This window comes from Achromobacter colocynthidis (genome assembly GCF_057334535.1).
In genome coordinates this window covers 11,932-35,353 of sequence record NZ_JBHFIZ010000028.1, presented here as the reverse complement: position 1 = coordinate 35,353, position 23,422 = coordinate 11,932, and the positions used below count along the sequence as shown (strand labels likewise).

Sequence of the window (23,422 nt, the reverse complement as noted above, 5' to 3'; positions counted from 1 at the left end):
GCAATGAGCCCCACGGAACAAGTTGAAGCCGCCGCCGAGAATCCGGATCTGATCCACCGAATTGCCTCGCTGACGCGCATGCTGCGTGACAGCATGCGCGAACTGGGCCTGGATCAGGCCATCAAGGACGCGGCCAATGCCATCCCCGATGCGCGCGATCGCCTGCGCTACGTGGCCCAGATGACCGAGCAGGCCGCCAACCGCGTGCTGAACGCGACCGAGCAGGCCGGCCCCATCCAGGACGGCATGTCGCGCTCGGCCCAGGCGCTGGATAGCCGCTGGCAGCAGTGGTACGACCAGCCGCTGGAAATGCCCGAAGCGCGCGAACTGGTGAAAGACACCCGCGCCTTCCTGGCGGACGTGCCCAAGCAGACGCAGCAGACCCAGTCCAAGCTGATGGAAATCATCATGGCGCAGGATTTCCAGGACCTTACGGGCCAGGTCATCATGCGCATGATGGACGTGGTGGGCGCGATTGAACGCGAGTTGCTGCAGGTGCTGCTGGACAACGTGCCGCAGGAACGCCGCGACGAAGCCAACAGCCTGTTGAACGGACCGCAGATCAGTCCGCAAGGCAAGACGGACGTCGTCACCAGCCAGGATCAGGTTGACGACCTGCTGGCCAGCCTGGGGTTCTGATCGACCCATCGCGCCGGCCGGCCTGGCCGCCGGCGGCGCGTGCATAGAAGAATAAGCAGGGGGGCCTTGCAGTACGAGACACGGCGCGCGCCGCGCGCCAGGCAACGGACGCCCACAGAAGGCGATCCGGGCCAGCACAAGGAGGTCCATCATGGCCAGATCCGAATTCCGCCTGGGCGGTATGTGGGCATTGCTACGTCGCTTGAACCGAGGCGACGGCACGCTGTCCGAACGTACCTTTTCCCTTAGCCCCGCGGTTTTTTCCCTGCATCGCTTCCTGGCGCGCATGCGCGGGCGCATCGTCACCGTGCGGCAATCCAGCATCGAAATCGCTTTGAACGCGGCGCGCACGCAATACCAGGCGGGGCGTTGCTCGGCCTTGGCGCAAGAGCAGGCGCGCGCGGCGGGCGCCTTGGCCGACAGCGGCGCGCAGATTGCCGCCTTGTCCACGTCCACCTCTACCCACGCGCGCCAGATTGCCGATGTGTCCGGCCATAACCTGCTTGCGGCCGAGCAGGCCTTGTCCGAGCTGTCCGACGTGAAGGCGCGGGTGGATCGGATGACCCGCGAGATGGCCGCGTTTACCGACGTGGTGGGCCAGTTGACCTTGCGCGCGCGTTCGGTGGCCGAGATCAGCAAGCTGATCAAGGACATTGCGCTGCAAACGCAGCTGCTTGCCTTGAACGCAGGCGTGGAAGCAGCCAGGGCAGGGGACGCTGGGCGCGGTTTCGCGGTAGTGGCCAGTGAAGTGGGCCGCCTGGCCGAACGGGTCAATGCCGCCACCAGCGATATCGGGCGCCATACCGTTGAAATGCTGGACCTGGTGGACACCACCCAACGCCAGACCGGCACGCTGCGGGAAGACGTGGACGCCTCCGGCGCGGTGCTGGACCGCACTTGCACGGATTTCGAACGCTTCGTGCGCGATTTCGACAGCATGAACCGGCAGGTGAACGAAGTGGTGCAGGCGATTGGCGAAGTCGACGCCACCAACCATGGCATGAGCCAGGAAGTGGGGCGCATTGCCGCGCTGAGCGCCGACGTGCTGGATCGCGTGGGCAGCATGTCGAACGAAATCGACCGTATTCGCCGGCAGACGGAAAGCGTGCAGGAAGTGCTGGCCGACGTGCGCACTGGCAAGACCGCGTTCGACCGGCTGTGCGACACGGTGGAAAGCTTTCAGGCCGCCGCCGAGCGCCTGCTGGACGACGCCCGCCGCCGTGGCGTGGATGTGTTCGACCGCCATTACCAGCGCATCGCGGGCAGTGAACCGCCGCGCTTTCACACGCGCTATGACCGGGCGATTGACGAGGCCTTGACGCAACTGCTGGACGAGGTGCTGGACGCCGTGCCGGGCGGCATCTATACGCTGGTGGTCGACGCCCGGGGCTACGCGCCCGCGCACAACGGCCGCTTTTCACACCCGCCCACGGGCGACCCCAAGGTGGACATCGCGCGCTCGCGGCACAAGCGCATCTTCGACGACCCCGTGGGCGCCCGGCTGGCCGCGAACACCGGCGCGATGCTTTTTCAGACCTATTCGCGTGATACCGGCGAGATCATCAACGATATTTCGATCCCGCTGTATTTGGGGTCGGAACACTGGGGCGCGGTCCGCATCGGGCTGGACTATGTCAGCTTCCAGGCGGCGTTGGACGGCGCGGCGCCGGTGGCCGTACTGCGCAGCGCCGAATAGCACCGCTTTCTTCCCGCTTCTTGGCTTATCGCCCAACCCCGGGCAATCCTAGAATCTCGGCGGGCGGCTCGTAATCCGAAAATCCGCGAGCCGCAACAGAACCGCAGAGCATGGCTGAAGAAAGCGACCTCGAGAAATCCGAAGCAGCCTCTCCCAGGCGCCTGGAAAAGGCGCGCGAGGAGGGGCAGATTGCGCGTTCCCGGGAATTGGGAACGTTCATGATGCTGGCTGCCGGCGTGGGCATGATCTGGGCCGGCGGCGGTTCGCTGTATCAGGGCCTGAGCGGTGTGCTGCACAACGGCCTGGCGTTCGATCAGCGCATCGTGACGGATCCCGGCGTCATGGTTGAACAGGCGGTAATCGGCTTCGGCCACGCCCTGATGACGCTGCTGCCCATTTTCGGCGTGCTGATGGTGGTGGCCGTGCTGTCCAGCGTGTTGCTGGGCGGCATCGTGATCTCGGGCAAGCCCTTGCAAGCCAATTTTTCGAAGCTGAGCCTTTTCGCCGGCCTGAAGCGGATGTTCTCGTCGCAGACGGTGGTGGAACTGATCAAGGCGCTGGCCAAGGCGCTGCTGGTGGGCGGCGTGGCCGTCTGGGTCATCTGGCGCTATCACGACGAGATGATGGGTTTGATGCACGTGGCCCCATCGGCCGCCTTGATCAAGGCGCTGTCGCTGGTAGCGCTGTGCTGCGTCTTCATCGTGGCGTCCCTGCTGGTGATTGTGCTGTTGGATGTGCCCTGGCAGATCTGGAGCCATTTGAAGAAGTTGCGCATGTCCAAGGAAGACGTGCGCCAGGAACACAAGGAAAGCGAAGGCGATCCACACGTGAAGGCGCGTATTCGCCAGCAGCAGCGCCAGGCCGCGCGTCGCCGCATGATGTCGGAAGTGCCGAAGGCGGACGTGGTGGTGACCAACCCGACGCACTACGCCGTGGCGCTGAAGTATGACGAAGACAAGAGCGGCGCCCCGCGCGTGATCGCCAAGGGCACGGGCCTGATCGCGGCGAAGATCCGCGAACTGGCCGCCGAGAACCGCATTCCCACATTGGAAGCGCCGCCCCTGGCGCGCGCATTGCATCAACACGTAGAGCTGGGGCAAGAAATCCCGGCCGAGCTATATACCGCGGTGGCGGAAGTGCTGGCGTGGGTCTTCCAGCTGCGTTCGTGGCGTTCAGGATGGGGGGACGAGCCATCGACCCCGACCAAACTGGCCGTGCCCGCAGCGCTGGACCCGCAGGCATCAACCGCAGCACAAGGAGTCTAAGGAATGAGCGCTTTGCTCACCATGTTGAAGAGTAGCGGGGCCGGCCATGCGCGGCTTCTGGCAGGGCCGATCCTGATCGTGATGGTGCTGGGCATGATGGTATTGCCCCTGCCCACGTTCCTGTTGGACTTGCTGTTCACCTTCAACATTGCGCTGTCCGTGATGATCCTGCTGGTGGCCATGTTCACGCGCAAGCCGCTGGACTTCGCCGCCTTTCCGGCCGTGCTGCTGTTCGCGACCTTGTTGCGCCTGTCGCTGAACGTGGCGTCCACGCGGGTTGTGCTGCTGCACGGCCACACCGGCCCCGACGCGGCCGGCAAGGTGATCGAGGCGTTCGGCCACTTCCTGGTGGGCGGCAACTTCGCGGTCGGGATCATCGTGTTCGTGATCCTGACCATCATCAACTTCATCGTGATCACCAAGGGTGCGGGGCGTATCGCCGAAGTGGGCGCGCGTTTCACCCTGGACGCGATGCCCGGCAAGCAGATGGCGATCGACGCCGACCTGAACGCCGGCCTGATCGGTGAAGACGAAGCGCGCAAGCGCCGCGCCGAGGTCTCGCAGGAATCGGACTTCTTCGGCTCGATGGACGGCGCCAGCAAGTTCGTGCGCGGCGACGCCATCGCCGGCCTGCTGATCATGGTGATCAACGTCATCGGCGGCCTGATCGTGGGCGTGGCCCAGCACGATATGTCGATGGCCGAGTCGGGCCGCGTCTACACGCTGCTGACCATCGGCGACGGCCTGGTCGCGCAAATCCCGGCGCTGGTGATCTCGACCGCCGCCGGCGTGGTGGTGTCGCGCGTGTCGACCGACCAGGACATTGGCCAGCAGATCATGAGCCAGTTGTTCTCGAACCCGGCCGTGCTGTTCCTGACGGCGGGCATCATCGGCATCATGGGCCTGATTCCCAATATGCCGCACGTGGCTTTCCTGACGCTGGCCGCCGCGCTGGGCTGGGGCGGCTGGACGCTGCACAAGCGCCGAGTGGCCGCCGCGCAAGCCGCAGAAGAGGTGCCGCCGCAAGCGATCACGCAGGCGCAGGCCGCGGCCGCCGAGGCCAGTTGGGACGACGTGTCCATGGTGGATCAGTTGGGGCTGGAAGTGGGCTACCGGCTGATCCCGCTGGTGGACCACGCCCAGAACGGCGAACTGCTGCATCGCATCCGCAGCCTGCGCAAGAAGTTCGCGCAGGACGTGGGCTTTCTGCCGCCGGTGGTGCACATCCGCGACAACCTGGAACTGAAGCCGAACGACTACCGCATCCTGTTGTCGGGGGTCGAGGTGGGCCAGGGCGTGGCGATGCCAGGCCAATGGCTGGCCATCGACCCGGGCGGCGTCACGGTACAGATCAAGGGCACGCCCACGACCGACCCGGCGTTCGGCTTGCCCGCGCTGTGGATCGACGGGGGCTTGCGCGACCAGGCGCAAGTGGCGGGCTATACGGTGGTGGACGCCGGTACGGTGGTGGCCACGCACTTGAACCATTTGATGCATCGCCACGGGTCGAACCTGTTGGGTCGCCAGGAAGTGCAGCAGTTGCTGGACCGCATCGGCCGCGACGCGCCCAAGCTGGTGGAAGACCTGGTGCCCAAGACGCTGTCGCTGACCGCCTTGCAGAAGGTGCTGCAAGGCCTGCTGTCGGAAGAAGTGCCGATCCGCGACATGCGCACCATTATCGATACGCTGTCCGAGCACGGTCCGCGCCTGGCGGCGCAGGCGGCGGGCACGGGCGGGCAGCCCGATATCAACGAGCTGATCATGCTGGTCCGCCGTTCGCTGGGCCGCGCGATCACGCAGCAGTGGTTCCCGGGCGAGGGCGAGCTACGGGTGATCGGGCTGGACGTGAAGCTGGAGCGCGTGCTGTCGCAGGCCATGACCACCAGCGGTGGTCTGGAGCCGGGCCTGGCCGACACCTTGCTGCGCGAAACGCAGGCTGCGGTCGAACGCCAGGAATCGCAAGGCAATGCGCCGGTGTTGTTGGTGTCGCCGGTGTTGCGCGCGCCGCTGTCGCGCTTCTTGCGGCACCATCTGCCGCAGTTGGGCGTGTTGTCGAATACGGAAATACCCGATGAACGCATGGTCCGCGTGACCGCGATGATCGGCGGGAGCAACGGGTAATGAAGATAAGCCGCTTTTTTGGGGTCAACAGCCGTGAAGTGATGCGCCAGGTGCGCCAGGTGCTGGGGCCGGATGCCTTGATCGTGTCGAACCGCAGTGTCGATGGCGGTGTGGAAGTGCTGGCCACGGTGGATGGCGCGTTTGAGGACGCGGCGTCGGAAACGCCGCAGCGGGAAACGGCGGGGTATGCCGCGCCTGCGGTTGATGCGCGACAACCTGCGCCGACCAGTTCGCCGTTCGGCGGGGCGGCTGTGCAGCCGTCGATGCCGCAGGCCGGCTACTTGACGCCGTCGCCCGCGCAGGCGCCGATGCCGCAGGCCAACTACTCAACGCCGTCGCGCTCCATCGCGGCATACCAGTCCGCCTTTGCCTCGTCGGCAGTGCCGGAGATGGATGCGATGCCGGTGTCGAACGGCGCCGTTGAGCCCCAATTGGCAGCGGCTCAGCCTGCAACGTCCCAATCCGGAGCGATCCATCCAGCAGCGCTTGCGCCTGCGTCGCTACACCCGACGCCCGCGCAGCAGGTTCCCATGCCGCACCCAGCCGCCGCGCAAGTGGCTGCCCCGTCCGTCGCCGCGCAGCCCGCTGCGCCGCTGACCGGCGCGGCAACCCGTGTGGAACTGCCGGCCTTGCCGCCCGCCCGGCCGGCGACGCCGGCTTCGGCACCTGCGTATGCGCCAGCCGCGTCTGCGCCGGCTTCGGCACCTGCGTACGCGCCGGCTGTGTCCGCGCCTGCGTCGGCGCCCGCCTATGCACCGGCTGCATCCGTGCCTGCGTCGGCGCCTGCCTACGCACCGACTGCGTCCGTGCCTGCGTCGGCACCCGCCTATGCGCCGCCTGCGTCGGCACCCGCCTATGCGCCGCCTGCGTCGGCACCCGCCTATACACCGCCTGCGTCCGCGCCTGCGTCGGCCCCCGCCTATGTGCCGCCGGCGTCCGCGCTTGCTTCGGCGCCCGCCTATACACCGGCTGCTTCGGCTGCCGCATCCGCACCGTCCATGGCTCGCATGCCGGACGCGCCGCTGCGTCAGGCGCCGCCCATGGCGCCGCCGTCGCTGCCGGCGAATTCCAACGCCGGTTTGCAGGACGCCATCAGCGCCTTGCGCGGTGCGTTGGAAACGCGCATGGACGGCCTGCTGTGGGGCGGTCGCCCCGGCTCGGGCCGCGAGCCCGCCGCCGCCGCGCTGTTCCGTAGTTTGCTTGATGCCGGCTTCAGCACGAAGCTGGTTCGCACGCTGGTCGACCGACTGCCGCAAGGACTGTCGACGGACGCCGCCCAGGCTTGGGCGCGCAACGAGCTGGTCACGCACCTGCCCGTGGTTCGCTCGGAAGACGAATTCCTGGCCGGTGGCGTCTACGCCCTGGTCGGCCCCACCGGCGTGGGCAAGACCACCACGCTGGCCAAGCTGGCCGCCCGCTGCGTGGCACGCGAAGGCCGCGACCAGGTCGCGATGCTGACGACCGACCTCTTCCGGATCGGCGCGCTGGAACAGTTGCAAATCTACGGCCGCCTGATGGGCGTGCCCGCGCATTCAGTGCGCGACGCCGGCGAGCTGCGCCGCATTCTTGCCGAACTCGGCAACCGCAAGATCGTGCTGATCGACACCACCGGCATCAGCCAGCGCGACCGCCTCGTGGCGGAGCAGGCTACGTTGTTGTGCAACGCGGGCAAGCCGGTGCGTCGCCTGCTGGTGCTGAACGCCGCCAGCCAGGGCGACACCCTGGACGAAGTGGCGCACGCTTACCGCAATGGGGTGGGCGAGGATGTGGCCGGTTGCATCATCACCAAGTTGGACGAAGCCACGCGCCTGGGCGCGGCGCTGGACACGGCGATTCGCCATCGCCTGCCGATTCACTACATGTCGGTGGGGCAGAAGGTCCCGGAACACATGGAACTGGCGCGCGCCGACGTGCTGATCGACCGCGCTTTCCAGATGGTCGAACGCGCGCGCGCCTTGTACACGCCCAGCGAAGCGGATCTGGCGTCGCTGGTGCCGTCGGCCCGCGAAGCGGACGCGGTCGACCCCGCGCGCCGCCGGCAACTGCTGGCCTCGGCGATTTTGCGTCCGCAAGGCGGCTCGGCATCGGTCGCGGCGGCGCAGAACCTGGACGACACGATCGGGTTGTTGGACAACGACCCGGCTTGCGTGCAAGCGCGCGCATCCTGGCGTGAGTATGTCGGCGACGGCGCGGGCGCAAGCCTGGCGGGTTTGGCCGACGAGCCGCTGGCGATGGTGCGGCGGGAATTCTCGTCGGTCTGCAATCGGCATCTGCTGGCCATGCATGGCAAGACCAGCATGAAAGGCGAGGGCTTGCCGGGTGGCGTGTTGATGGGGTCCCTGCTGATGAGCGATCGCGGCGTGGCCCTGGCGGCGCCGGCGCAGCAGTTGGCGCTGGCCCACGGCATGCTGACGTCGTTTGCGCCCGCGGCGCCCGGTCTGGCGGATGCCGGCCCGGCGTTGGAGGCGCGCGTGCGCTGGCTGGGCGAGCAATTGCCGCGCCTGCCGCTGGTGCATCTGCTGGAGGCGGGTACGTCGGCGTTGTGGCAGTCGTTAAGCGGGCAGGGTGCGTCATGGGTGGCGCGCTGCCCAGGCGGCATGCGCGTGGTGCAGGACGAATGCCCGACCAATTTGAATGCGGTTGGCAAGAGCGTGGGGTATTTGCCCGTGGGTCAGCCGGGTGACATGCCGGGGCTGGTCAGCGAGCAGGGCGGTAAGCAGGTGCCGTTGGCGCTGTGGGCGTCCGGTACGGAGATCGCCTTGCCGGGCCGTGGCGAGCACGCGGCGTTCCGTTTGGTGTGCGCGCGGTTGATCGACACGGCAAGCGGTGAGGTAGCGGGCCAGTTGTTCGGCGTGACGAACCTGCCTGCGTCACAAGCCGACGCGGCGACAGTGGCGCGCTGGCTGGTGTTGCAGGATGAAGCCAAGGCGGGCTTCCGCTATATGGCAAGTGCCTGGCAGGCACTGCCGGCCGTTGATGGCGCGCATACCTTGGCCAGGCAGTCGCTGATGGCGGGCCAGTTGGGCGCCGCGTGCTGGCAGATGGCGCATTCGGCGTCTGCCGGGGTGGCGCGCGGGCCGTTGTCGGGGATTATGGGGTCGGAACGAAAGCTGTCAGGGAAGTTGCTGCCGGTGGCGATATTGAAGATGTTCGCGATGTTGGAGATGGCGGCGGGTTGATCCGGAATTCGCGGTGGTGCTCGTAGGATGGGTGAAGCGCGCGGGAACCTTGGCAAGATCGCAGGGGCTGCATCGCGCGTAACCCATCGTGCGGCGGTCCCGTATTTATCCACGCACCGCTGATGGGTTACGCGCGTTGGACGGTTGTGAATTTCTGGCGGGCGTGCCGCGCTTCACCCATCCTACGTGGATGTGCGGTGGTTCCGGGTATATCCACGCGCGGCTGATGGGTTCCGCGCGTTGCTCGCTGGTTTTTTTTTAGCAGGCGTGCCGCGCTCCACCCATCCTACGTGTAGCGCGGGACTTATCCGGCGACGATGGGTTTGCGGCTGGGGGCGCCTCGGGCGCCGCGGCCGTAGGCGTCGTATGTGACGTTGCCCTTGGCGCCGTTGATGTCGCGCAGCGCGTCCAGCGATTGCTGGGTGTAGCGCAGATGGACGTCGATCAGCGCGCCATTGCGCATATTGATTTCATTGGCTGATGCCGACTTGCTCAACAGCGCTTGCCAGACACCCGACAACTGCGGGTGCAGCACGGCGGCCTGCTCGGTGCCGGTGTGACCGGAGGGCAGGCCGATTTCGGCCAACAGGCCGTCGCGCGTGTCGCTCAGATCCACCAATTGCTGTGCCACGCGGCCCTTGCGTTCCGTAATGGTCTGCAGCGCGCCCACGTTGCCCGGCCCGACCAGCACCTCGGTCTCTTCTTCCAGAATCGCCGAGAACTCGGTGATCAGGGCGTCTTCCTGACGCATGCAGGACTGGAGGGCGTCGACGGGGTTCATGGTCATACTTTGTGGATGATCAGGCGTTGAACAAGGATTACTTCAGCAGATCGCGCGCGCTGGCGATCAGGCTGTCGGCGATGCGGCCGGTGTCGATCTTCAATTGGCCGGAGGCGATCGCGGCGCGGATGGCGGCCACGCGCTCGACGTTGATGTCGTTCGAGCCGTCTTGCAAGGCCAGCATCTTGCGCGATGCCGAGCTCAACGCCACTTGCGAGCTGCTGGAGCCCGAGGCGTTGCTGGCGCCGTACGCCTGCGAAACGGCGGAATCCGGGCGCTGGCTCACGGCGTCGGCCGAAAGAGGCCGGTTGGAGGTCGAATTGATTTTCAAGGTTTTCTCCGCAGGGCGTCCTGGGTCGGTTTGCGACGGATCCGCCTACATATGTCTGTGTAACGACAGGGCAGGGGGGAACTTTAGGGCAGCTTGCCCGCCGCCGCAACGCGATTTGTAACAGACCCTACAGTTGTATTTCCACCAAACCCGCGTTGCGCACCACACCGCTGACCACCTGGCCGTTCGCGGTGCGGACCTGCACTCGGGCGCCTGGCGCCGCATTGTCCAGCGCCTCGCCCTCGCTGCTGACCACAAACCCCTTGCCGCGCGCATTGATCCGCACGTTGGAGCCGCGCAGCACCGTTTGGGCATTGCGTAAAGAAGAACTTCGCACCGGCTGGCCGGCGTTGATCCGGTAGGCGGCCGTCATGCCCTCAACCATCTGGGGGTCGGTGATGGCGCCCGGCGGCAGCGACACCAAGTCGCCATCCCGGGGCGAAAGGTCGTCCGGCGTCAGCGCCTGGCCTGCCGCGATCAAGCGCGAAGCGACGTAATAGTACCCGGGCACGCTGACCGTGGCCTGCACATAAGTGGTCCAGGGCTTGGGCGCGTTGCACCGCACGCCCACCGTCATCCGCGAACGCAGCCGCATGCCCGACGGCATGAACGGGGCCATGGCGTCGCAGGGCGTCAGGTGTTCCACGCGCGGCGCGTCCACGGTAATGGCGGGCTGGCCGGGCAGGCCGGCCAACTGATCCAGCAGATAGTCTTGCGCAACAGAAGCGATCGCCCCGGGCGGCTGGCTGGCCGCGGCTTGGGCCAGCGCGGCGCCGGAACCGGCCAGCGCCAGAACGATCAGGCCGCTTGCGCGCGCGAGGAGGAGTCGTGCGGAGATTTTCATGATGACTGAATTGTAGGAGTCCGCCGCGCTTGGCAATACGTGAATTGGATGAGAAATGGCAGGTTATTTGGCTGATTGTGTTACGCCGTCGGCCCCTATGATTCCGTCATCCAATGGGATACCGGTGTGTTCGGCGTCCCGTGCTCTATCCGTATTGCAACGCAAGAAGGCGCCACGATGCTCGACAGGCTTAATGAAGATTTCCGGTTCTACCAGCAGGCTCTGGGACTGCGCGCGCAGCGCCAGGAAGTGCTGTCGTCCAACATCGCCAACGCCGACACGCCGAACTACAAGGCGCGCGACTTTGACTTCAAGGCCGCGATGCAGAACGCCATGGAAGGCTCCAAGCGCCTGGAAGACACCTCGCTGACGTTGACCTCGGCGCGCCACATTCCCGCCAAGGCCGTCTCGCAAGGTCCGACCGACCTGCTGTACCGCCTGCCGTACCAGCCCAGCATGGACGGCAACACGGTGGATATGGATATCGAGCGCGTGCAGTTCGCCGACAACACCTTGCACTACCAGAGCACGATGCAGATGATCTCCGGCCGCATCCGGACGCTGCAAACCGCTATTCAGGATTGATCCATAAAGGGAGCAACAGGCAATGTCCTTGTTGAGCATTTTCGATATCGCCGGTTCCGCGCTCAGCGCGCAGTCGCAACGCATGAACGTGTCGGCCAGCAATATGGCCAACGCCGACAGCGTCGTCGGCCCGGACGGCCAGCCGTACCGCGCCCGCCAGGTCGTGTTCCAGGTCAACCCGGCTCCGGGTCAGGCCATGGGGCAGGAGATCGGCGGCGTGCGCGTGGCCGGCGTCATCCAGGACCCGTCGCCCTTGAAGCAGGTTTATGACCCCAAGCATCCGCTGGCGGACGCCCAGGGTTACATCAGCATGCCCAACGTCGATCCGGTGGCCGAAACGGTCAACATGATCGCGGCGTCGCGGTCGTATCAGGCCAACGTCGAGGTGTTGAACACCGCCAAGTCGTTGATGCAGAAGACCCTGACCATCGGTCAGTCCTAATCCCTGACAGAGTGAATCCATGACCACCGTCAATCAAAACACCAGCGCTACCGGCATGGCCCTGGCCCAAACGGGTTCCACCAGCTCCATCACGGCGCAGGGCCTGCAGGACCAGTTCCTGAAGCTGCTCACGACGCAGTTGCAGAACCAGGATCCGCTGAACCCGATGGAAAACGCCGAGCTCACCTCGCAGATGGCGCAAATCGCGACGGTGGAAGGCGTCAACAACCTCAAGAACACCATGCTGGCCATCAGCGGCCAGATCGACGTGTCGCAGTCGATGAACGCCGTGGCGATGATCGGCAAGGGCGTGCTCGTTCCCGGCAACAAGATCAAGGTCGGCGTCGACGGCGATAACGCCGCCGAGCGCGTGGTCACCCCTTACGGCCTGGACTTGCAAGCCGACGCGCAGAAGGTGCAAGTGCGCATCGCCGACGCCAACGGCGCCATCGTGCGCACCATTGAAATGGGCGAGCAAAAGACCGGCGTGTACACGCTGGACTGGGACGGCAAGAACGACAGCGGCGTGGTGCTGGAGCCGGGCGCGTACACCGTGTCCGTCCTGGCCACCGATGGCGACGGCAAGAAGATCAATTCGGAAGTGCTGAGCTACGGCCAGGTCAAGAGCGTGGCGTACTCCACCGACGGTTTGCGTCTGGACATGGGCCTGGACGGCCAGGCCAGCATGCTGGATGTGCGCAAGGTAATCGGCGGCGCCTGAATCGGGCGGACATGAATCGGTGCCGGCGCACAAGCGGCGGCTTTCCTAGATAAAGATCAGCGAGAGAAAACATGGGCTTCGGACAAGGACTAAGCGGCTTGAACGCCGCATCGCAAAACCTGGACGTTATCGGCAACAACATTGCCAACTCCGGCACCGTCGGCTTCAAATCGGCCACCGCGTCGTTCGCCGACGTCTACGCCAGCTCGCGTGTGGGCCTGGGCGTCAAAGTGGCCGCCATCAACCAACGCTTCACGGTGGGTACCGTGCAGGGCGGCGGCGGCGAATACGACATCGCCATTGACGGCGCCAAGGGCATGTTCCGCCTGACCGACCAAAGCGGCGCGGTCATGTATTCGCGCAACGGCGAATTCCTGGTCGACAAGAACAGCTACATCGTCAATGCCCAAGGCTACCGCCTGACGGGTTACCCGGCGGGCGCGATCGGCGCCAACCCGGTCGAACTGCAAGTGCCGACCGCCAACGTGGCGCCGCAGGCCACCGCCACCGGCACCACCGTGGCCAACCTGAACGCCAACGCCAAAGTGATCTACCTGACGGATACGGTGACCACGCCGGCCGTCAACGGCACGGTCAACCTGGGCGGCACGGACTACGCGTTCACGCGCAACGCAACGGGCGATCTGGTCTGGGCAGCCGGTGCGCCGCCCGCGGCCACGTACGGCACCGCGCCGAACGAAATCGTCGTTGACGGAACGGGCGCCATCACCTCGGGCGACATCACCCAGGTTCCGGGCTACGTCAACTACACCGCCGCCGTCACGGAAATCGGTCGTCCCTTCGATCCGACCATTTCCAGCAGCTACACCAACGCCTCGCCCATGACGGTGTTTGACTCCCTGGGCAACTCGCACCAGGTGATGCAGTACTTCGTCAAGCGTCCGGCCGATGCCGCCGGCAACAGCGTCTACGACGTGTACTACACGATGGACGGCCAGGCCATGGCGCCGACCACGGCGGCAGGCGGCGTGTGGGGCAACCCCCAGCAGTTCACGTTCAACAAGGCCGGCGCGATGACCAGCGCCCCGGTTGTGACGCTGACCTACGCCACCCCGGGCGGCGACGTGACGCCGGCTGACCCGCTCAGCATCGCCATGAACTACACCGGCACCACGCAGTACGGCAGCGACTACAAGCTGGTGGCCAAGCCCGACGGTTACACGTCCGGCGAATTCAGCGGCATCAACTTCGGCGCCGACGGCAGCCTGGTGGCCAGCTACACGAACGGCGAAACGCAAATCGTCGGCAACATCGTGCTGGCTGACTTCTCCAACCTGCAAGGCTTGCAGCCCGTGGGCAACAACGCCTGGACCGAAACGTCCGCCTCCGGCCAGCCGATCCTGGGCCAGCCCGGCACCAACGGCATGTCCCGCGTGGTCGGCCAGGCCACGGAAGCGTCCAACGTCGACATGAGCAAAGAACTGGTCAACATGATCATTGCCCAGCGCACGTACCAGGCCAACTCGCAAACCATCAAGACCCAGGACGAAATCATGCAAGTCCTGATGAACCTGAAGTAAAGCTGGCACGCGACGACACCGACGGAATAGGCAATGGACAGAATCATCTACACCGCCATGAATGGCGCAGCGCGTATCACTGAGCATCAGGCCGCGCTCTCCAACAACATGGCCAACGTGAACACGACGGGCTTTCGCGAGCAGATCGCGTTGTACCGCTCGGTTCCGATGGCGGACGGGGTGAGTCTGCCGACGCGGGTTTCGACGGTGGCGTCCACCCCCGGCAACAGCTTCCAGATGGGCACCATGCAGACCACGGGCCGCGACCTGGACGTGGCGCTGGCCAGCGAAAACGGCTGGATCGCCGTGCAGACCCCGCAAGGCGAGGCCTACACGCGCAACGGCAGCCTGCAAGTGGGCATCAACGGCCTGTTGCAGACGTCCTTGGGTCAGCCGGTGCTGTCGGACCAGGGTGGCCCCATCGACGTGCCCGACCAGGCCGCGTTGAGCATCACGTCGGACGGCACCATCACCGCCATCGGCGCGGGCGACGGTCCGAACAATATCCTGAACCTGGGCCGCCTGAAGCTGGCCAACCCGAACAACGCGCAACTGGTGCACGGCGACGACGGCGTGTTCCGCATGGCGCCGGTCAATGGCCAGCCTGCGCCGCCCGTGCCCGCCGACCCGGGCCTGCGCCTGTTGTCCGGCGTGCTGGAAGGCAGCAACACCAATCCGATGAAGGCGATGGTGGGCATGATTGAAAACGCCCGTCGCTTCGAGCAGCAGATGCAGGTGATCCAGCAGTCGGACCGCAACGCCGAACGCGCCAACGGCATCCTGTCCGTCAGCTGATTCGGCCGCTGATTCAAACCAATTTCGCGCGCGGCCGGGCCGCGCCACTAGGAGTACTTCATCATGATGCGTTCGCTGTGGATTGCCAAGACGGGCCTGGAAGGTCAACAGATGTCCATGGACGTGATCTCCAATAACTTGGCCAACGTCTCCACCAACGGGTTCAAGCGCGGCCGCGCCGTGTTCCAGGACCTGATGTACCAGACGCTGCGCCAGCCCGGCGCCCAGGTGGGCGCCGCCACGCAACTGCCGTCCGGCCTGCAATTGGGCACGGGCGCGCGCGTGGCCGCCACCGAGCGCATCCACACGGATGGCAACCTGAACAACACCGGCGGCGAAATGGATATCGCCATCAACGGCCGTGGTTTCCTGCAAGTGGAATTGCCCGACGGCACCCAGGGCTACACCCGTGACGGCGCGCTGCAACGCGACCAGAACGGCCAGTTGACCACGGTGTCCGGCTATGTGATCCAGCCGCCGATGAACGTGCCGGACAACGCCTTGTCCATCTCCATTGGCAAGGACGGCATCGTGTCGGTGACGCAACCTGGCGCCGCCGGCGTGAACGTGCAGATCGGCCAGTTGCAGATCGCCACCTTCATCAACCCGACCGGCCTGCAAAGCATCGGCGAAAACCTGTATCTGGAAACGGATGCCTCCGGCCCCGCCAACCTGCTGCAGCCGGGTGTGGACGGCGCGGGTTCGATCATGCAGAACTACGTTGAAACCTCGAACGTGAACGTCGCTGAAGAACTGGTCAACATGATCACGACCCAGCGCGCTTATGAAATGAACAGCAAGGCCGTCAAGACCTCTGACGAGATGCTGGCCCGCCTGTCCCAACTGTGATGCCCATGTCTGTCCTGCGTCTGGTTTTCAGTGCGGCGCTGGCTATGCTGGCGGCCGGTTGCGCCATGATTCCGCCCGAGCCCATCGTGACCGGGCCGACGACCGCCGCGCCGCCGCCGCCGCCCATGCCGATGGCGCAGCCCACGGGCTCGATCTATCAGCCCACCACCTACGGCAACTATCCGTTGTTCGAAGACCGTCGGCCGCGCAACGTGGGCGACATCGTCACCATTGTGCTGAACGAGCGCACCAATGCGTCCAAGAACGTCGCCACCAACACCAACCGCACCGGCTCGACCACGCTGGGCATTGCGGCGGCGCCGTCGTTCATGAACAGCTGGGCCAACGCCAACCTGAATACCGAAGCCAACGGCGGTAACGTCTCGCAGGGCAAGGGCGACAGCACCGCCAACAACGCCTTCACCGGCACCATCACCACCACGGTGGTGGGCGTGATGTCCAACGGCAACTTGCAGGTGGCTGGCGAGAAGCAGATCGCCATCAACCGGGGTAGCGAGTACGTACGCTTTGCCGGCGTGGTGGACCCGCGTTCCATCACCGGCACGAACACCGTGTCGTCCACGCAAGTGGCCGACGCCCGCATCGAATACCGCAGCAAGGGCGTCATGGATGAAGTTCAGACCATGGGCTGGCTGCAACGCTTCTTCCTGCTTGCTTCGCCGTTCTGACCATGACAAAACCCACTCCGATATCCGCCGTGCTGTCCTTGTTCGCTCGCGTGTGCGTGGCGGTGGGGCTGCTTGCCGGCGCCGGCGCGGCGCAAGCCGATCGGCTCAAGGATCTGGCCACGATCCAGGGCGTGCGGGGCAACCAGCTGATCGGCTATGGCCTGGTCGTGGGCCTGGACGGCAGCGGCGACCAGGTGCGCCAGACGCCATTCACCCAGCAAAGCCTGACCAACATGCTGTCGCAACTGGGCATTACGGTGCCCGCCGGCAGCAACATGCAATTGAAGAACGTGGCGGCCGTCATGGTCACCACCACCTTGCCGGCGTTCGCCCGGCCCGGCCAGACGCTGGACGTGGTGGTGTCGTCCATGGGTAACGCCAAGAGCCTGCGCGGCGGCACCTTGCTGATGACGCCCTTGAAGGGCGCCGACAGCCAGGTCTACGCCATTGCCCAGGGCAACATCCTGGTGGGCGGCGCGGGTGCGTCGGCCGGCGGTTCCAGCGTGCAGATCAACCAATTGAACGGCGGCCGCATCAGCGCGGGCGCCATCGTCGAACGCGGCGTGCCCACCACGTTCTCGCGCGACGGCTATATCCACCTCGAACTGAACAACACGGACTTCGGCACGGCGCAGAACGTGGCGGTGGCCTTGAACCGCAAGTTCGGCCAGGGCACGGCCACCGCGCTGGATGGCCGCGTGGTGCAGGTGCGCACGCCCATGGAGCAGTCCTCGCAGGCGCGCTTCCTGTCGCAGGTGGAAGACTTGCAGGTGACGCGCGCGCCCACGGTCGCCAAGGTCATCATCAACGCCCGTACCGGCTCGGTCGTCATGAACCGCACGGTCATGATCGAAGAGGCCGCCGTGGCGCACGGCAACCTGTCGGTCATCATCAACCGCCAGAACCAGGTGTCGCAACCGGACACGCCGTTCACCGAAGGGCAGACGGTGGTGGTGCCCAATACGCAAATCGAAGTGCGGCAGGACAATGGATCGTTGCAGCGCGTGAGCACCAGCGCCAACCTGGCTGACGTGGTCAAGGGCCTGAACGCCCTGGGCGCCACGCCGCAAGATCTGCTGGCCATTCTGCAGGCCATGAAAACCGCGGGCGCCTTGCGCGCCGAACTGGAAATCATCTGACGGCCATGGCAATCACCCAAGACGCGGCGCGCGGCGCCGCCCGCCAGGATTCGGTGTTCGACATGGGCCGCTTGTCGGACCTGAAGCGCGACGTCAAGAAAGATCCCGCCGGCACCGACCAGCAAAAGCAGGTGGCCAAGCAATTCGAAGCGCTGTTCCTGCAGATGATGGTCAAGCGCATGCGCGAGGCCACGCCCAAGGAAGGGCTGTTCGATTCGCAACAGACGCAGATGCTGCAGTCCATGGCCGACGAGCAATTGGCGCTGCACCTGGCGTCGCCCGGGATCGGGCTGCCCCAATCCATCCTGGCGCAGATGCAGCAAGGCAAGCCGGCCGATATGTCCGACGACGCCGTGCGTGCCATCGCGCAGGGCGGCGACCTGGATTTCCGCACGGGCGGCTCGCGCGAGGTGTCGGCGCTGCTGAACGTGATGCGCAACAACCGCGCCAGCGACCGCGCCTTGGCGGCAGCCGAGGGTGCGCCCGATCACGTGGTCGACTTCGTGTCGAAGATGTCGCGCGCGGCCAACCTGGCGTCCCAGGAAAGTGGCGTGCCGGCTCGCCTGATCATGGGGCAGGCCGCCCTGGAATCGGGTTGGGGCAAGCGCGAAATCAAGCATCCGGACGGAAGCACCAGCTACAACCTGTTCGGCATCAAGGCGGGCGGCAGTTGGAAGGGCCAGGTCGTCAATGTGCTGACCACGGAATACGAAGACGGCGTCGCGAAAAAAGTGACGCAACCTTTCCGGGCCTATGCGTCTTACGAGGAATCGTTCTCGGACTACGCCCGCCTGATCGGCAACAGCCCGCGCTACGAAGCCGTGACGCAGGCCCGCAACGAAATCGACGCGGCCCGCAAGATCCAGGACGCGGGCTATGCGACCGACCCGCGCTATGCGCAAAAACTGATCGGCATCATGGGGCAGTTGCGCGGGGCAGCATCCGACGTGGAAATTTCTCGTCAGATGTTGGAAGGACTCTAAATTTGGACGATCTCCTGCCGTTATTGGAGTATCCAGAGATATCACCTGCGGTTACACACGGGGCATTGTTAGCATGAACTTGTACAAAACAGCGCTGGGCGGGCTGAATGCCGCGCAGGCAGGCTTGGCAACCACCACCCACAACATCAACAATGCCACCACGGTGGGCTACAACCGTCAGCGCGTGCTGACGTCGACCGCCGGCGCCCAAGCCACCAGCAACGGCTACATCGGCCGTGGCGTGCAGGTTGACACCGTTGAACGCAGCTACGACAGCTTCCTGTACAAGCAGTTGGTGGGCTCGACCGGCAGCGGCGCGCAGTTGCAGACGCAGTTTGCGCAGGTATCGCAGATCAACAACCTGTTTGCCGACCGCACCGTGGGTATCGCCCCGGGTCTGACCGACTTCTTCACCAGCATGAACACGGTCGCCAGCAAGCCGGCCGACCCGGCGGCGCGCGCCGACCTGCTGGGCAAAGCCAATAGCCTGACGACGCAGATCCGTTCGGCCTATACCGAAATGCAGAATCAGCGCGAAGGCCTGAACACGCAGATCACCACCACGGTTGAACAGGTCAACAGCTACCTGACCCGTATCGACGACCTGAACACGCAGATTTCGCTGGCTTCCGGCAAAGCCGGTGGCAGCCCCCCCAACGACCTGCTCGACCAACGCGACCAGGCCGTGCTGGAACTGAACCAGCTTATCGGCATCACGACCTACCCGCAGGGCGACAAGATCAATATCTCGTTGACCAAGGGTGGCCAGTCGCTGCTGTCGGGCACCACGCTGTACCCCTTGCAGGCCGTGCCGTCGACCAAGGACGCCAGCCGCACGGTCATCGCCTATACCTTGCCGGCTGGTGCCGGCAAGACGGTGGCGGTGGAAATGGAAGACAGCGAAATCACCGGCGGCACGCTGGGTGGCCTGTTGCAATTCCGTTCGTCGTCGCTGGACCTGATGCAGAACCAACTGGGCCAGTTGGCCGTTGGCCTGGCCTTGTCGTTCAACGAACAGCACACCCAAGGCCTGGACCAGAATGGCAACCCGGGCACCGATTTCTTCAGCGTCAGTTCGCCCGAGGCCGTGCCCAACACCGGCAACAAGAGCAACGCGCAGATCACGGGCGAGTTCACCACCCTGGGCAATATCAACGCCAAGGACTACGAAATTTCGTTTGACGGCACCAACTACCAGGTGCTGCGCATGCCGGAAGGCGCGCGTGTCTATAACGGACCCGCCACCGGCACGCCGCCGAACGCCACGCTGAACCTGGACGCTGAAATGGGCGTGACGCTGACGATCGACGCGCCGCCCCAGGCCGGCGACAAGTGGTCGCTGTCGCCCACGCGCAATGCCGCGCGCGACATCAACGTGCTGATTACCGATCCGGAAAAAGTAGCCGCGGCCGACGCCGAGGGTGGCGACGCCAACGGCAAGAACGCGCTGAAACTGGCGCAACTGCAAAGCGCCAAGGTGCTGGGCCACGGCACGATGAGCACCACCGATATGTTCGCGCAGGTGGTGAATACGGTGGGCGTGCAGACCGCGCAGGTGAAGTCGGCCGCCACCGCGCAGGCCAACCTGATCAAGCAGAACACCGCCGCGCAGCAGTCGGTGTCGGGTGTCAACCTGAACGAAGAATACGTCAGCCTTTCGCTGTACCAAGAGCAGTACCAGGCCAGCGCGCGCATTATTGATGTGGCCAGCACCGTGTTCGACACGCTGTTGGGCCTGCGTGGTTAAGACGAGCCTATTGTGATGATCAAAAAGAAATTCGGAGCTGCACCATGCGTCTGAGCACCACGATGATGTATTCGAACGGCCTGAGCGGCATTATGGCTCAGGAATCGGACATGAACCGCCTGGTTGAACAGGTGGGCAGCGGCCGCAAGTTCCTGACTCCCGCGGATGATCCGTTGTCCGCCTCGCTGTCCATCGGCGTGGCGCAGACCCAGAGCATGAACAGCACGTACGGTCTGAACCGCGACGCGGCGATGACCAATCTGGGCCAGGAAAGCAATGTGCTGGATTCGATCACGGTCGCGCTGCAGGACGTGCGCACCCGCGTCATCCAGGCCGGTAACGGCACGTTCGCCGACAGCGACCGCCAAGCCCTGTCGACCGCGCTGAAAAGCGCCCGCGATGCACTGCTGGGTCTGGCGAACAGCACGGACGGCAGCGGCCAGTACCTGTTCTCGGGTTACCAGGGCGGCGTGGTTCCCTATTCGCAGGATGTCAACGGCAAGATCATCTACAGCGGCGCCACCGGCGAACGCACGATGCAGGTGGACCAGTCGCGTCAATTGTCCACGAGCGATCTGGGCAGCGATATTTTCAACCGCGCCAACCCCGGCTCGCAGGCGTATGTCAGCACCGCCGCCGACGCCAATACCGGCACGGCCCAGTTCAGCACGGTGTCGGTGACGCCGGGCAGCGCCAACATCGGCAAGAATTTCCAGATCCAGTTTGAAGCGGATCCGGCCACGGGCAACATGGGCTACCGCGTTACGACGACGGACCCGAACGCCAACCCGCCGGTACCGCCCGTGATCGCGCCGGCGCCGCCCGCCGCGCCGACCCCCTACACGGCGGATTCGGCCATCGATTTCGGTGGAGTGTCGGTGGTGATCAAGGGCACGCCCGCTAACGGCGACGTGATCAACGTCGAGACCGTGCAGGCGGCGGACGTGGACATGTTCAACACGCTGGACAGCCTGATCAAGGTGCTGGATTCGCCGATTGCCGGCGACGAAGTCGCCCTGGCCAAGCTGAACAACGAATTGGCGACCGCCAACAAGAAGCTGGCGAGCAACTACGACAACGTCTTGACGGTCGCAGCCTCGGTTGGCGCCCGCATGAACGAGCTGGAAGCGCTGGACGCGACCGGCACGAAGAAGGGTTTGACCTATTCCAAGTCGCTGTCGGACTTGGAAGATTTGGATTATTACGCCGGCACCAGCCAGCTTGCATTGCGCAAGGTCGCGCTGCAAGCGGCTTCCGCCGCGTTCATGACGATTCAGGGATCCAGCCTGTTCAGCCGCCAATAAGCGGCGGGTTCCCAGGCCGCGTCTCGGCGCGGTGGTTCGCCATACTCGGACGCTGCCGGTCAAGGACCGGGGCGTCCGTGGTTGCGTTCAGGGTAGGTTGTGTCGTTTCACTGCTTAACGCTCGGGTATTTCATGCTTGTCAATTTGAAAGTCCGCACCTGTATCGTTCTGGTGCTCTTGCTCTTCACGGGCGCCATGTTCATTTCGAACGGTGTGGCGTGGTTGGGCCTGAACTCCAGCAACGGAAAGCTGGAACAGGTCAATGACGCCTATTCCAATCAGGCGACCCAGTTGAATCGAGCGTATATCGCGTTTCTGCGCGGCCGGCTGTTGTTGGCGAACTCGCTGATGGATATGCAGCAGGGCAAGACCGAGCAGGCCACGTCGCAGGCCAAGCGTGCCGACACGCTGATGCAGGAAGGCAAGCAGCAGCTTGAGGCGTTCCGCAAGGTGCCGCGCATGGCGGGTTCCGAAGCCGTGATCGAAAAACTGGAAGCCGCGTTCAGGCAGTTTGACGACGTCTACAAGCGCCAGGCAGCGGCTTTGTCCAACCTGGCCATTCAAGAGTATCTGGACCTGAACGACGCTGGCAGCGCCGCCAACACCGCATTCCGTGAATCGGTGTATGGCGTGTTGCAATTCGTGGATACGCGCACCAATGAACTGGTGGTGCAGGCCGAGAACGACCATCGCATTTCGCGCACCGTGACGATTGCCCTGCTGGCGATTACGTTGTTGCTGGCGCTGGGTTGCTGGATTTTCATCAACCGTACCGTGCTGCGTCCGCTGCACCAGGCGGGCGACCACTTCGACAAGATCTCGGGTGGTGACTTCACCGGCCGTATCGACGTGCGCAGCACAAATGAGATCGGCCAGTTGTTCGCGGCCATCAAGCGCATGCAGGAAAGCCTGACCCGCACGGTCGCAACCGTGCGTCGTGGCGTGGACGAGATCAATGTGGGCGCGCGCGAGATTTCCGCGGGCAACACCGACCTGTCCAGCCGCACGGAACAACAGGCGGCTTCCCTTGAGGAAACCGCGGCGTCGATGGAAGAGCTGGCCTCTACCGTGAAGCAGAATGCCGACAACGCACGCCAGGCCAACCAGTTGGCCGCCAGCGCGTCGGACGTGGCCGAGCGCGGCGGTTCGGCGGTGTCGGAAGTGGTCAGCACGATGCAGGGCATTTCGGCCAGCTCGCGCAAGATCTCCGAGATTGTTTCCGTGATCGACGGCATCGCGTTCCAGACCAACATCCTGGCGCTGAACGCGGCGGTGGAAGCCGCGCGTGCAGGCGAGCAGGGCAAGGGCTTTGCGGTGGTGGCGGGCGAAGTGCGCTCGCTGGCGCAACGCAGCGCGCAAGCCGCCAAGGAAATCAAGGGCCTGATCGAAGACTCGGTCACGAAGGTTGGCGCGGGTTCGCAACAGGTGGAACGCGCGGGCGCAACGATGCAGGAAATCGTGGCCTCGGTGAAGCGCGTGACGGACATCATGGGCGAGATCTCGGCGGCGTCCGAAGAGCAGTCCAGCGGTATTGACCAGGTCAACCGCGCCGTGTCGCAGATGGATGAAGTGACGCAGCAGAACGCGGCCTTGGTCGAAGAAGCAGCGGCCGCTGCCGGTTCGTTGCAAGATCAAGCACACCGCCTGGCCGAAGCCGTGGCGGTGTTCAAGATCAACGCCGGCGAAGTGATCGAAGTGCCTGCCCACCAACTGAGCGGCTACGCGTCCCCGACGCTGACGCAAGGTTGATACGTGAGTAGAGCGCCCGGGG

20 protein-coding genes are annotated in these 23,422 nt (G+C 64.9%); 17 read left to right on the top strand and 3 right to left on the bottom strand.

The window, feature by feature from the left end:
• The first annotated feature begins 3 nt into the window (after positions 1-3).
• The 5 genes from cheZ to flhF all read left to right on the top strand — a co-directional run bounded on the left by cheZ (position 4) and on the right by flhF (position 8,900).
• Positions 4-639 (top strand): protein phosphatase CheZ, encoded by a 636-nt coding sequence (gene cheZ, locus ACE04A_RS12070; protein ID WP_100855430.1) that lies wholly within the window; start codon positions 4-6, stop codon positions 637-639.
• A 181-nt stretch (positions 640-820) separates the two neighbouring features.
• Positions 821-2,335 carry a methyl-accepting chemotaxis protein gene (locus ACE04A_RS12065; RefSeq protein WP_259249270.1) on the top strand — a complete coding sequence of 505 codons (1,515 nt, stop codon included), beginning with the start codon at positions 821-823 and terminating at the stop codon, positions 2,333-2,335.
• A gap of 110 nt (positions 2,336-2,445) precedes the next feature.
• Entirely contained in the window at positions 2,446-3,600 is a 1,155-nt protein-coding gene (gene flhB, locus ACE04A_RS12060; protein ID WP_259248520.1) for a flagellar biosynthesis protein FlhB, read from the top strand.
• 3 nt (positions 3,601-3,603) lie between these two features.
• Positions 3,604-5,721 carry a flagellar biosynthesis protein FlhA gene (flhA, locus tag ACE04A_RS12055; RefSeq protein ID WP_259248518.1) on the top strand — a complete coding sequence of 706 codons (2,118 nt, stop codon included), beginning with the start codon at positions 3,604-3,606 and terminating at the stop codon, positions 5,719-5,721.
• Positions 5,721-8,900, top strand: a complete 3,180-nt coding sequence (gene flhF, locus ACE04A_RS12050; protein ID WP_448717976.1) for a flagellar biosynthesis GTPase FlhF — start codon at positions 5,721-5,723, stop codon at positions 8,898-8,900. Before flhA ends, flhF begins: the two co-directional genes overlap by 1 nt.
• Before the next feature lie 304 nt (positions 8,901-9,204).
• Here the strand turns inward: flhF and ACE04A_RS12045 are convergent, their stop codons facing one another.
• The 3 genes from ACE04A_RS12045 to flgA form a co-directional block, all read right to left on the bottom strand.
• On the bottom strand, positions 9,205-9,681 hold the full coding sequence (locus ACE04A_RS12045) for a flagellar protein FlgN (protein ID WP_279997689.1): 477 nt from the start codon (positions 9,679-9,681) through the stop codon (positions 9,205-9,207).
• Positions 9,682-9,718: 37 nt separating this feature from the next.
• On the bottom strand, positions 9,719-10,012 hold the full coding sequence (flgM, locus tag ACE04A_RS12040) for a flagellar biosynthesis anti-sigma factor FlgM (protein WP_100855434.1): 294 nt from the start codon (positions 10,010-10,012) through the stop codon (positions 9,719-9,721).
• 127 nt (positions 10,013-10,139) lie between these two features.
• Complete coding sequence (gene flgA, locus ACE04A_RS12035) at positions 10,140-10,856, bottom strand: flagellar basal body P-ring formation chaperone FlgA (protein WP_259248512.1); 717 nt, start codon at positions 10,854-10,856, stop codon at positions 10,140-10,142.
• 177 nt (positions 10,857-11,033) lie between these two features.
• Here flgA and flgB point away from each other — a divergent pair, with 177 nt between their 5' ends.
• From flgB to ACE04A_RS11975, 12 genes are all read left to right on the top strand, one after another.
• Positions 11,034-11,441: a flagellar basal body rod protein FlgB gene (flgB, locus tag ACE04A_RS12030; RefSeq protein WP_100857704.1), complete on the top strand. Its 408-nt coding sequence runs from the start codon at positions 11,034-11,036 to the stop codon at positions 11,439-11,441.
• 22 nt (positions 11,442-11,463) lie between these two features.
• Positions 11,464-11,883, top strand: coding sequence for a flagellar basal body rod protein FlgC (gene flgC / locus ACE04A_RS12025; RefSeq protein WP_100855436.1), 420 nt, complete (start codon positions 11,464-11,466; stop codon positions 11,881-11,883).
• 19 nt (positions 11,884-11,902) lie between these two features.
• Positions 11,903-12,604 (top strand): flagellar hook capping FlgD N-terminal domain-containing protein, encoded by a 702-nt coding sequence (locus tag ACE04A_RS12020; protein ID WP_259248505.1) that lies wholly within the window; start codon positions 11,903-11,905, stop codon positions 12,602-12,604.
• Between the two features lie 71 nt (positions 12,605-12,675).
• Entirely contained in the window at positions 12,676-14,145 is a 1,470-nt protein-coding gene (locus tag ACE04A_RS12015) for a flagellar hook-basal body complex protein (RefSeq protein ID WP_259248503.1), read from the top strand.
• Between the two features lie 33 nt (positions 14,146-14,178).
• Entirely contained in the window at positions 14,179-14,940 is a 762-nt protein-coding gene (locus ACE04A_RS12010; RefSeq protein WP_259248501.1) for a flagellar basal-body rod protein FlgF, read from the top strand.
• Positions 14,941-15,003: 63 nt separating this feature from the next.
• The gene (gene flgG / locus ACE04A_RS12005; protein ID WP_485820149.1) at positions 15,004-15,789 is read left to right on the top strand and encodes a flagellar basal-body rod protein FlgG; all 786 of its coding nucleotides are present in this window, start codon (positions 15,004-15,006) and stop codon (positions 15,787-15,789) included.
• Positions 15,789-16,478 (top strand): flagellar basal body L-ring protein FlgH, encoded by a 690-nt coding sequence (locus ACE04A_RS12000; RefSeq protein WP_259248498.1) that lies wholly within the window; start codon positions 15,789-15,791, stop codon positions 16,476-16,478. Before flgG ends, ACE04A_RS12000 begins: the two co-directional genes overlap by 1 nt.
• Before the next feature lie 2 nt (positions 16,479-16,480).
• The gene (locus tag ACE04A_RS11995) at positions 16,481-17,617 is read left to right on the top strand and encodes a flagellar basal body P-ring protein FlgI (protein WP_259248496.1); all 1,137 of its coding nucleotides are present in this window, start codon (positions 16,481-16,483) and stop codon (positions 17,615-17,617) included.
• A gap of 5 nt (positions 17,618-17,622) precedes the next feature.
• Complete coding sequence (gene flgJ / locus ACE04A_RS11990) at positions 17,623-18,600, top strand: flagellar assembly peptidoglycan hydrolase FlgJ (protein WP_485820148.1); 978 nt, start codon at positions 17,623-17,625, stop codon at positions 18,598-18,600.
• Between the two features lie 73 nt (positions 18,601-18,673).
• Positions 18,674-20,347, top strand: coding sequence for a flagellar hook-associated protein FlgK (flgK, locus tag ACE04A_RS11985; RefSeq protein WP_259248492.1), 1,674 nt, complete (start codon positions 18,674-18,676; stop codon positions 20,345-20,347).
• A 44-nt stretch (positions 20,348-20,391) separates the two neighbouring features.
• Positions 20,392-21,651, top strand: a complete 1,260-nt coding sequence (flgL, locus tag ACE04A_RS11980; RefSeq protein WP_448717980.1) for a flagellar hook-associated protein FlgL — start codon at positions 20,392-20,394, stop codon at positions 21,649-21,651.
• A gap of 132 nt (positions 21,652-21,783) precedes the next feature.
• Entirely contained in the window at positions 21,784-23,400 is a 1,617-nt protein-coding gene (locus tag ACE04A_RS11975) for a methyl-accepting chemotaxis protein (protein WP_485820147.1), read from the top strand.
• The last annotated feature ends 22 nt before the right edge of the window (positions 23,401-23,422 follow it).

Bases quoted from the DNA above. Each gene is read 5' to 3' on its own strand.
- flgK (WP_259248492.1), top strand. From the start codon at position 18,674: ATGAACTTGTACAAAACAGCGCTGGGCGGGCTGAATGCCGCGCAGGCA.
- flgG (WP_485820149.1), top strand. From the start codon at position 15,004: ATGATGCGTTCGCTGTGGATTGCCAAGACGGGCCTGGAAGGTCAACAG.
- ACE04A_RS11995 (WP_259248496.1), top strand. From the start codon at position 16,481: ATGACAAAACCCACTCCGATATCCGCCGTGCTGTCCTTGTTCGCTCGC.
- ACE04A_RS12065 (WP_259249270.1), top strand. From the start codon at position 821: ATGTGGGCATTGCTACGTCGCTTGAACCGAGGCGACGGCACGCTGTCC.
- flhB (WP_259248520.1), top strand. From the start codon at position 2,446: ATGGCTGAAGAAAGCGACCTCGAGAAATCCGAAGCAGCCTCTCCCAGG.
- flgL (WP_448717980.1), top strand. From the start codon at position 20,392: ATGCGTCTGAGCACCACGATGATGTATTCGAACGGCCTGAGCGGCATT.
- cheZ (WP_100855430.1), top strand. From the start codon at position 4: ATGAGCCCCACGGAACAAGTTGAAGCCGCCGCCGAGAATCCGGATCTG.
- flgJ (WP_485820148.1), top strand. From the start codon at position 17,623: ATGGCAATCACCCAAGACGCGGCGCGCGGCGCCGCCCGCCAGGATTCG.
- flhF (WP_448717976.1), top strand. From the start codon at position 5,721: ATGAAGATAAGCCGCTTTTTTGGGGTCAACAGCCGTGAAGTGATGCGC.
- flgA (WP_259248512.1), bottom strand. From the start codon at position 10,856: ATGAAAATCTCCGCACGACTCCTCCTCGCGCGCGCAAGCGGCCTGATC.
- flgB (WP_100857704.1), top strand. From the start codon at position 11,034: ATGCTCGACAGGCTTAATGAAGATTTCCGGTTCTACCAGCAGGCTCTG.
- ACE04A_RS11975 (WP_485820147.1), top strand. From the start codon at position 21,784: ATGCTTGTCAATTTGAAAGTCCGCACCTGTATCGTTCTGGTGCTCTTG.
- flgC (WP_100855436.1), top strand. From the start codon at position 11,464: ATGTCCTTGTTGAGCATTTTCGATATCGCCGGTTCCGCGCTCAGCGCG.
- ACE04A_RS12015 (WP_259248503.1), top strand. From the start codon at position 12,676: ATGGGCTTCGGACAAGGACTAAGCGGCTTGAACGCCGCATCGCAAAAC.
- ACE04A_RS12045 (WP_279997689.1), bottom strand. From the start codon at position 9,681: ATGAACCCCGTCGACGCCCTCCAGTCCTGCATGCGTCAGGAAGACGCC.
- ACE04A_RS12000 (WP_259248498.1), top strand. From the start codon at position 15,789: ATGCCCATGTCTGTCCTGCGTCTGGTTTTCAGTGCGGCGCTGGCTATG.
- ACE04A_RS12020 (WP_259248505.1), top strand. From the start codon at position 11,903: ATGACCACCGTCAATCAAAACACCAGCGCTACCGGCATGGCCCTGGCC.
- ACE04A_RS12010 (WP_259248501.1), top strand. From the start codon at position 14,179: ATGGACAGAATCATCTACACCGCCATGAATGGCGCAGCGCGTATCACT.
- flhA (WP_259248518.1), top strand. From the start codon at position 3,604: ATGAGCGCTTTGCTCACCATGTTGAAGAGTAGCGGGGCCGGCCATGCG.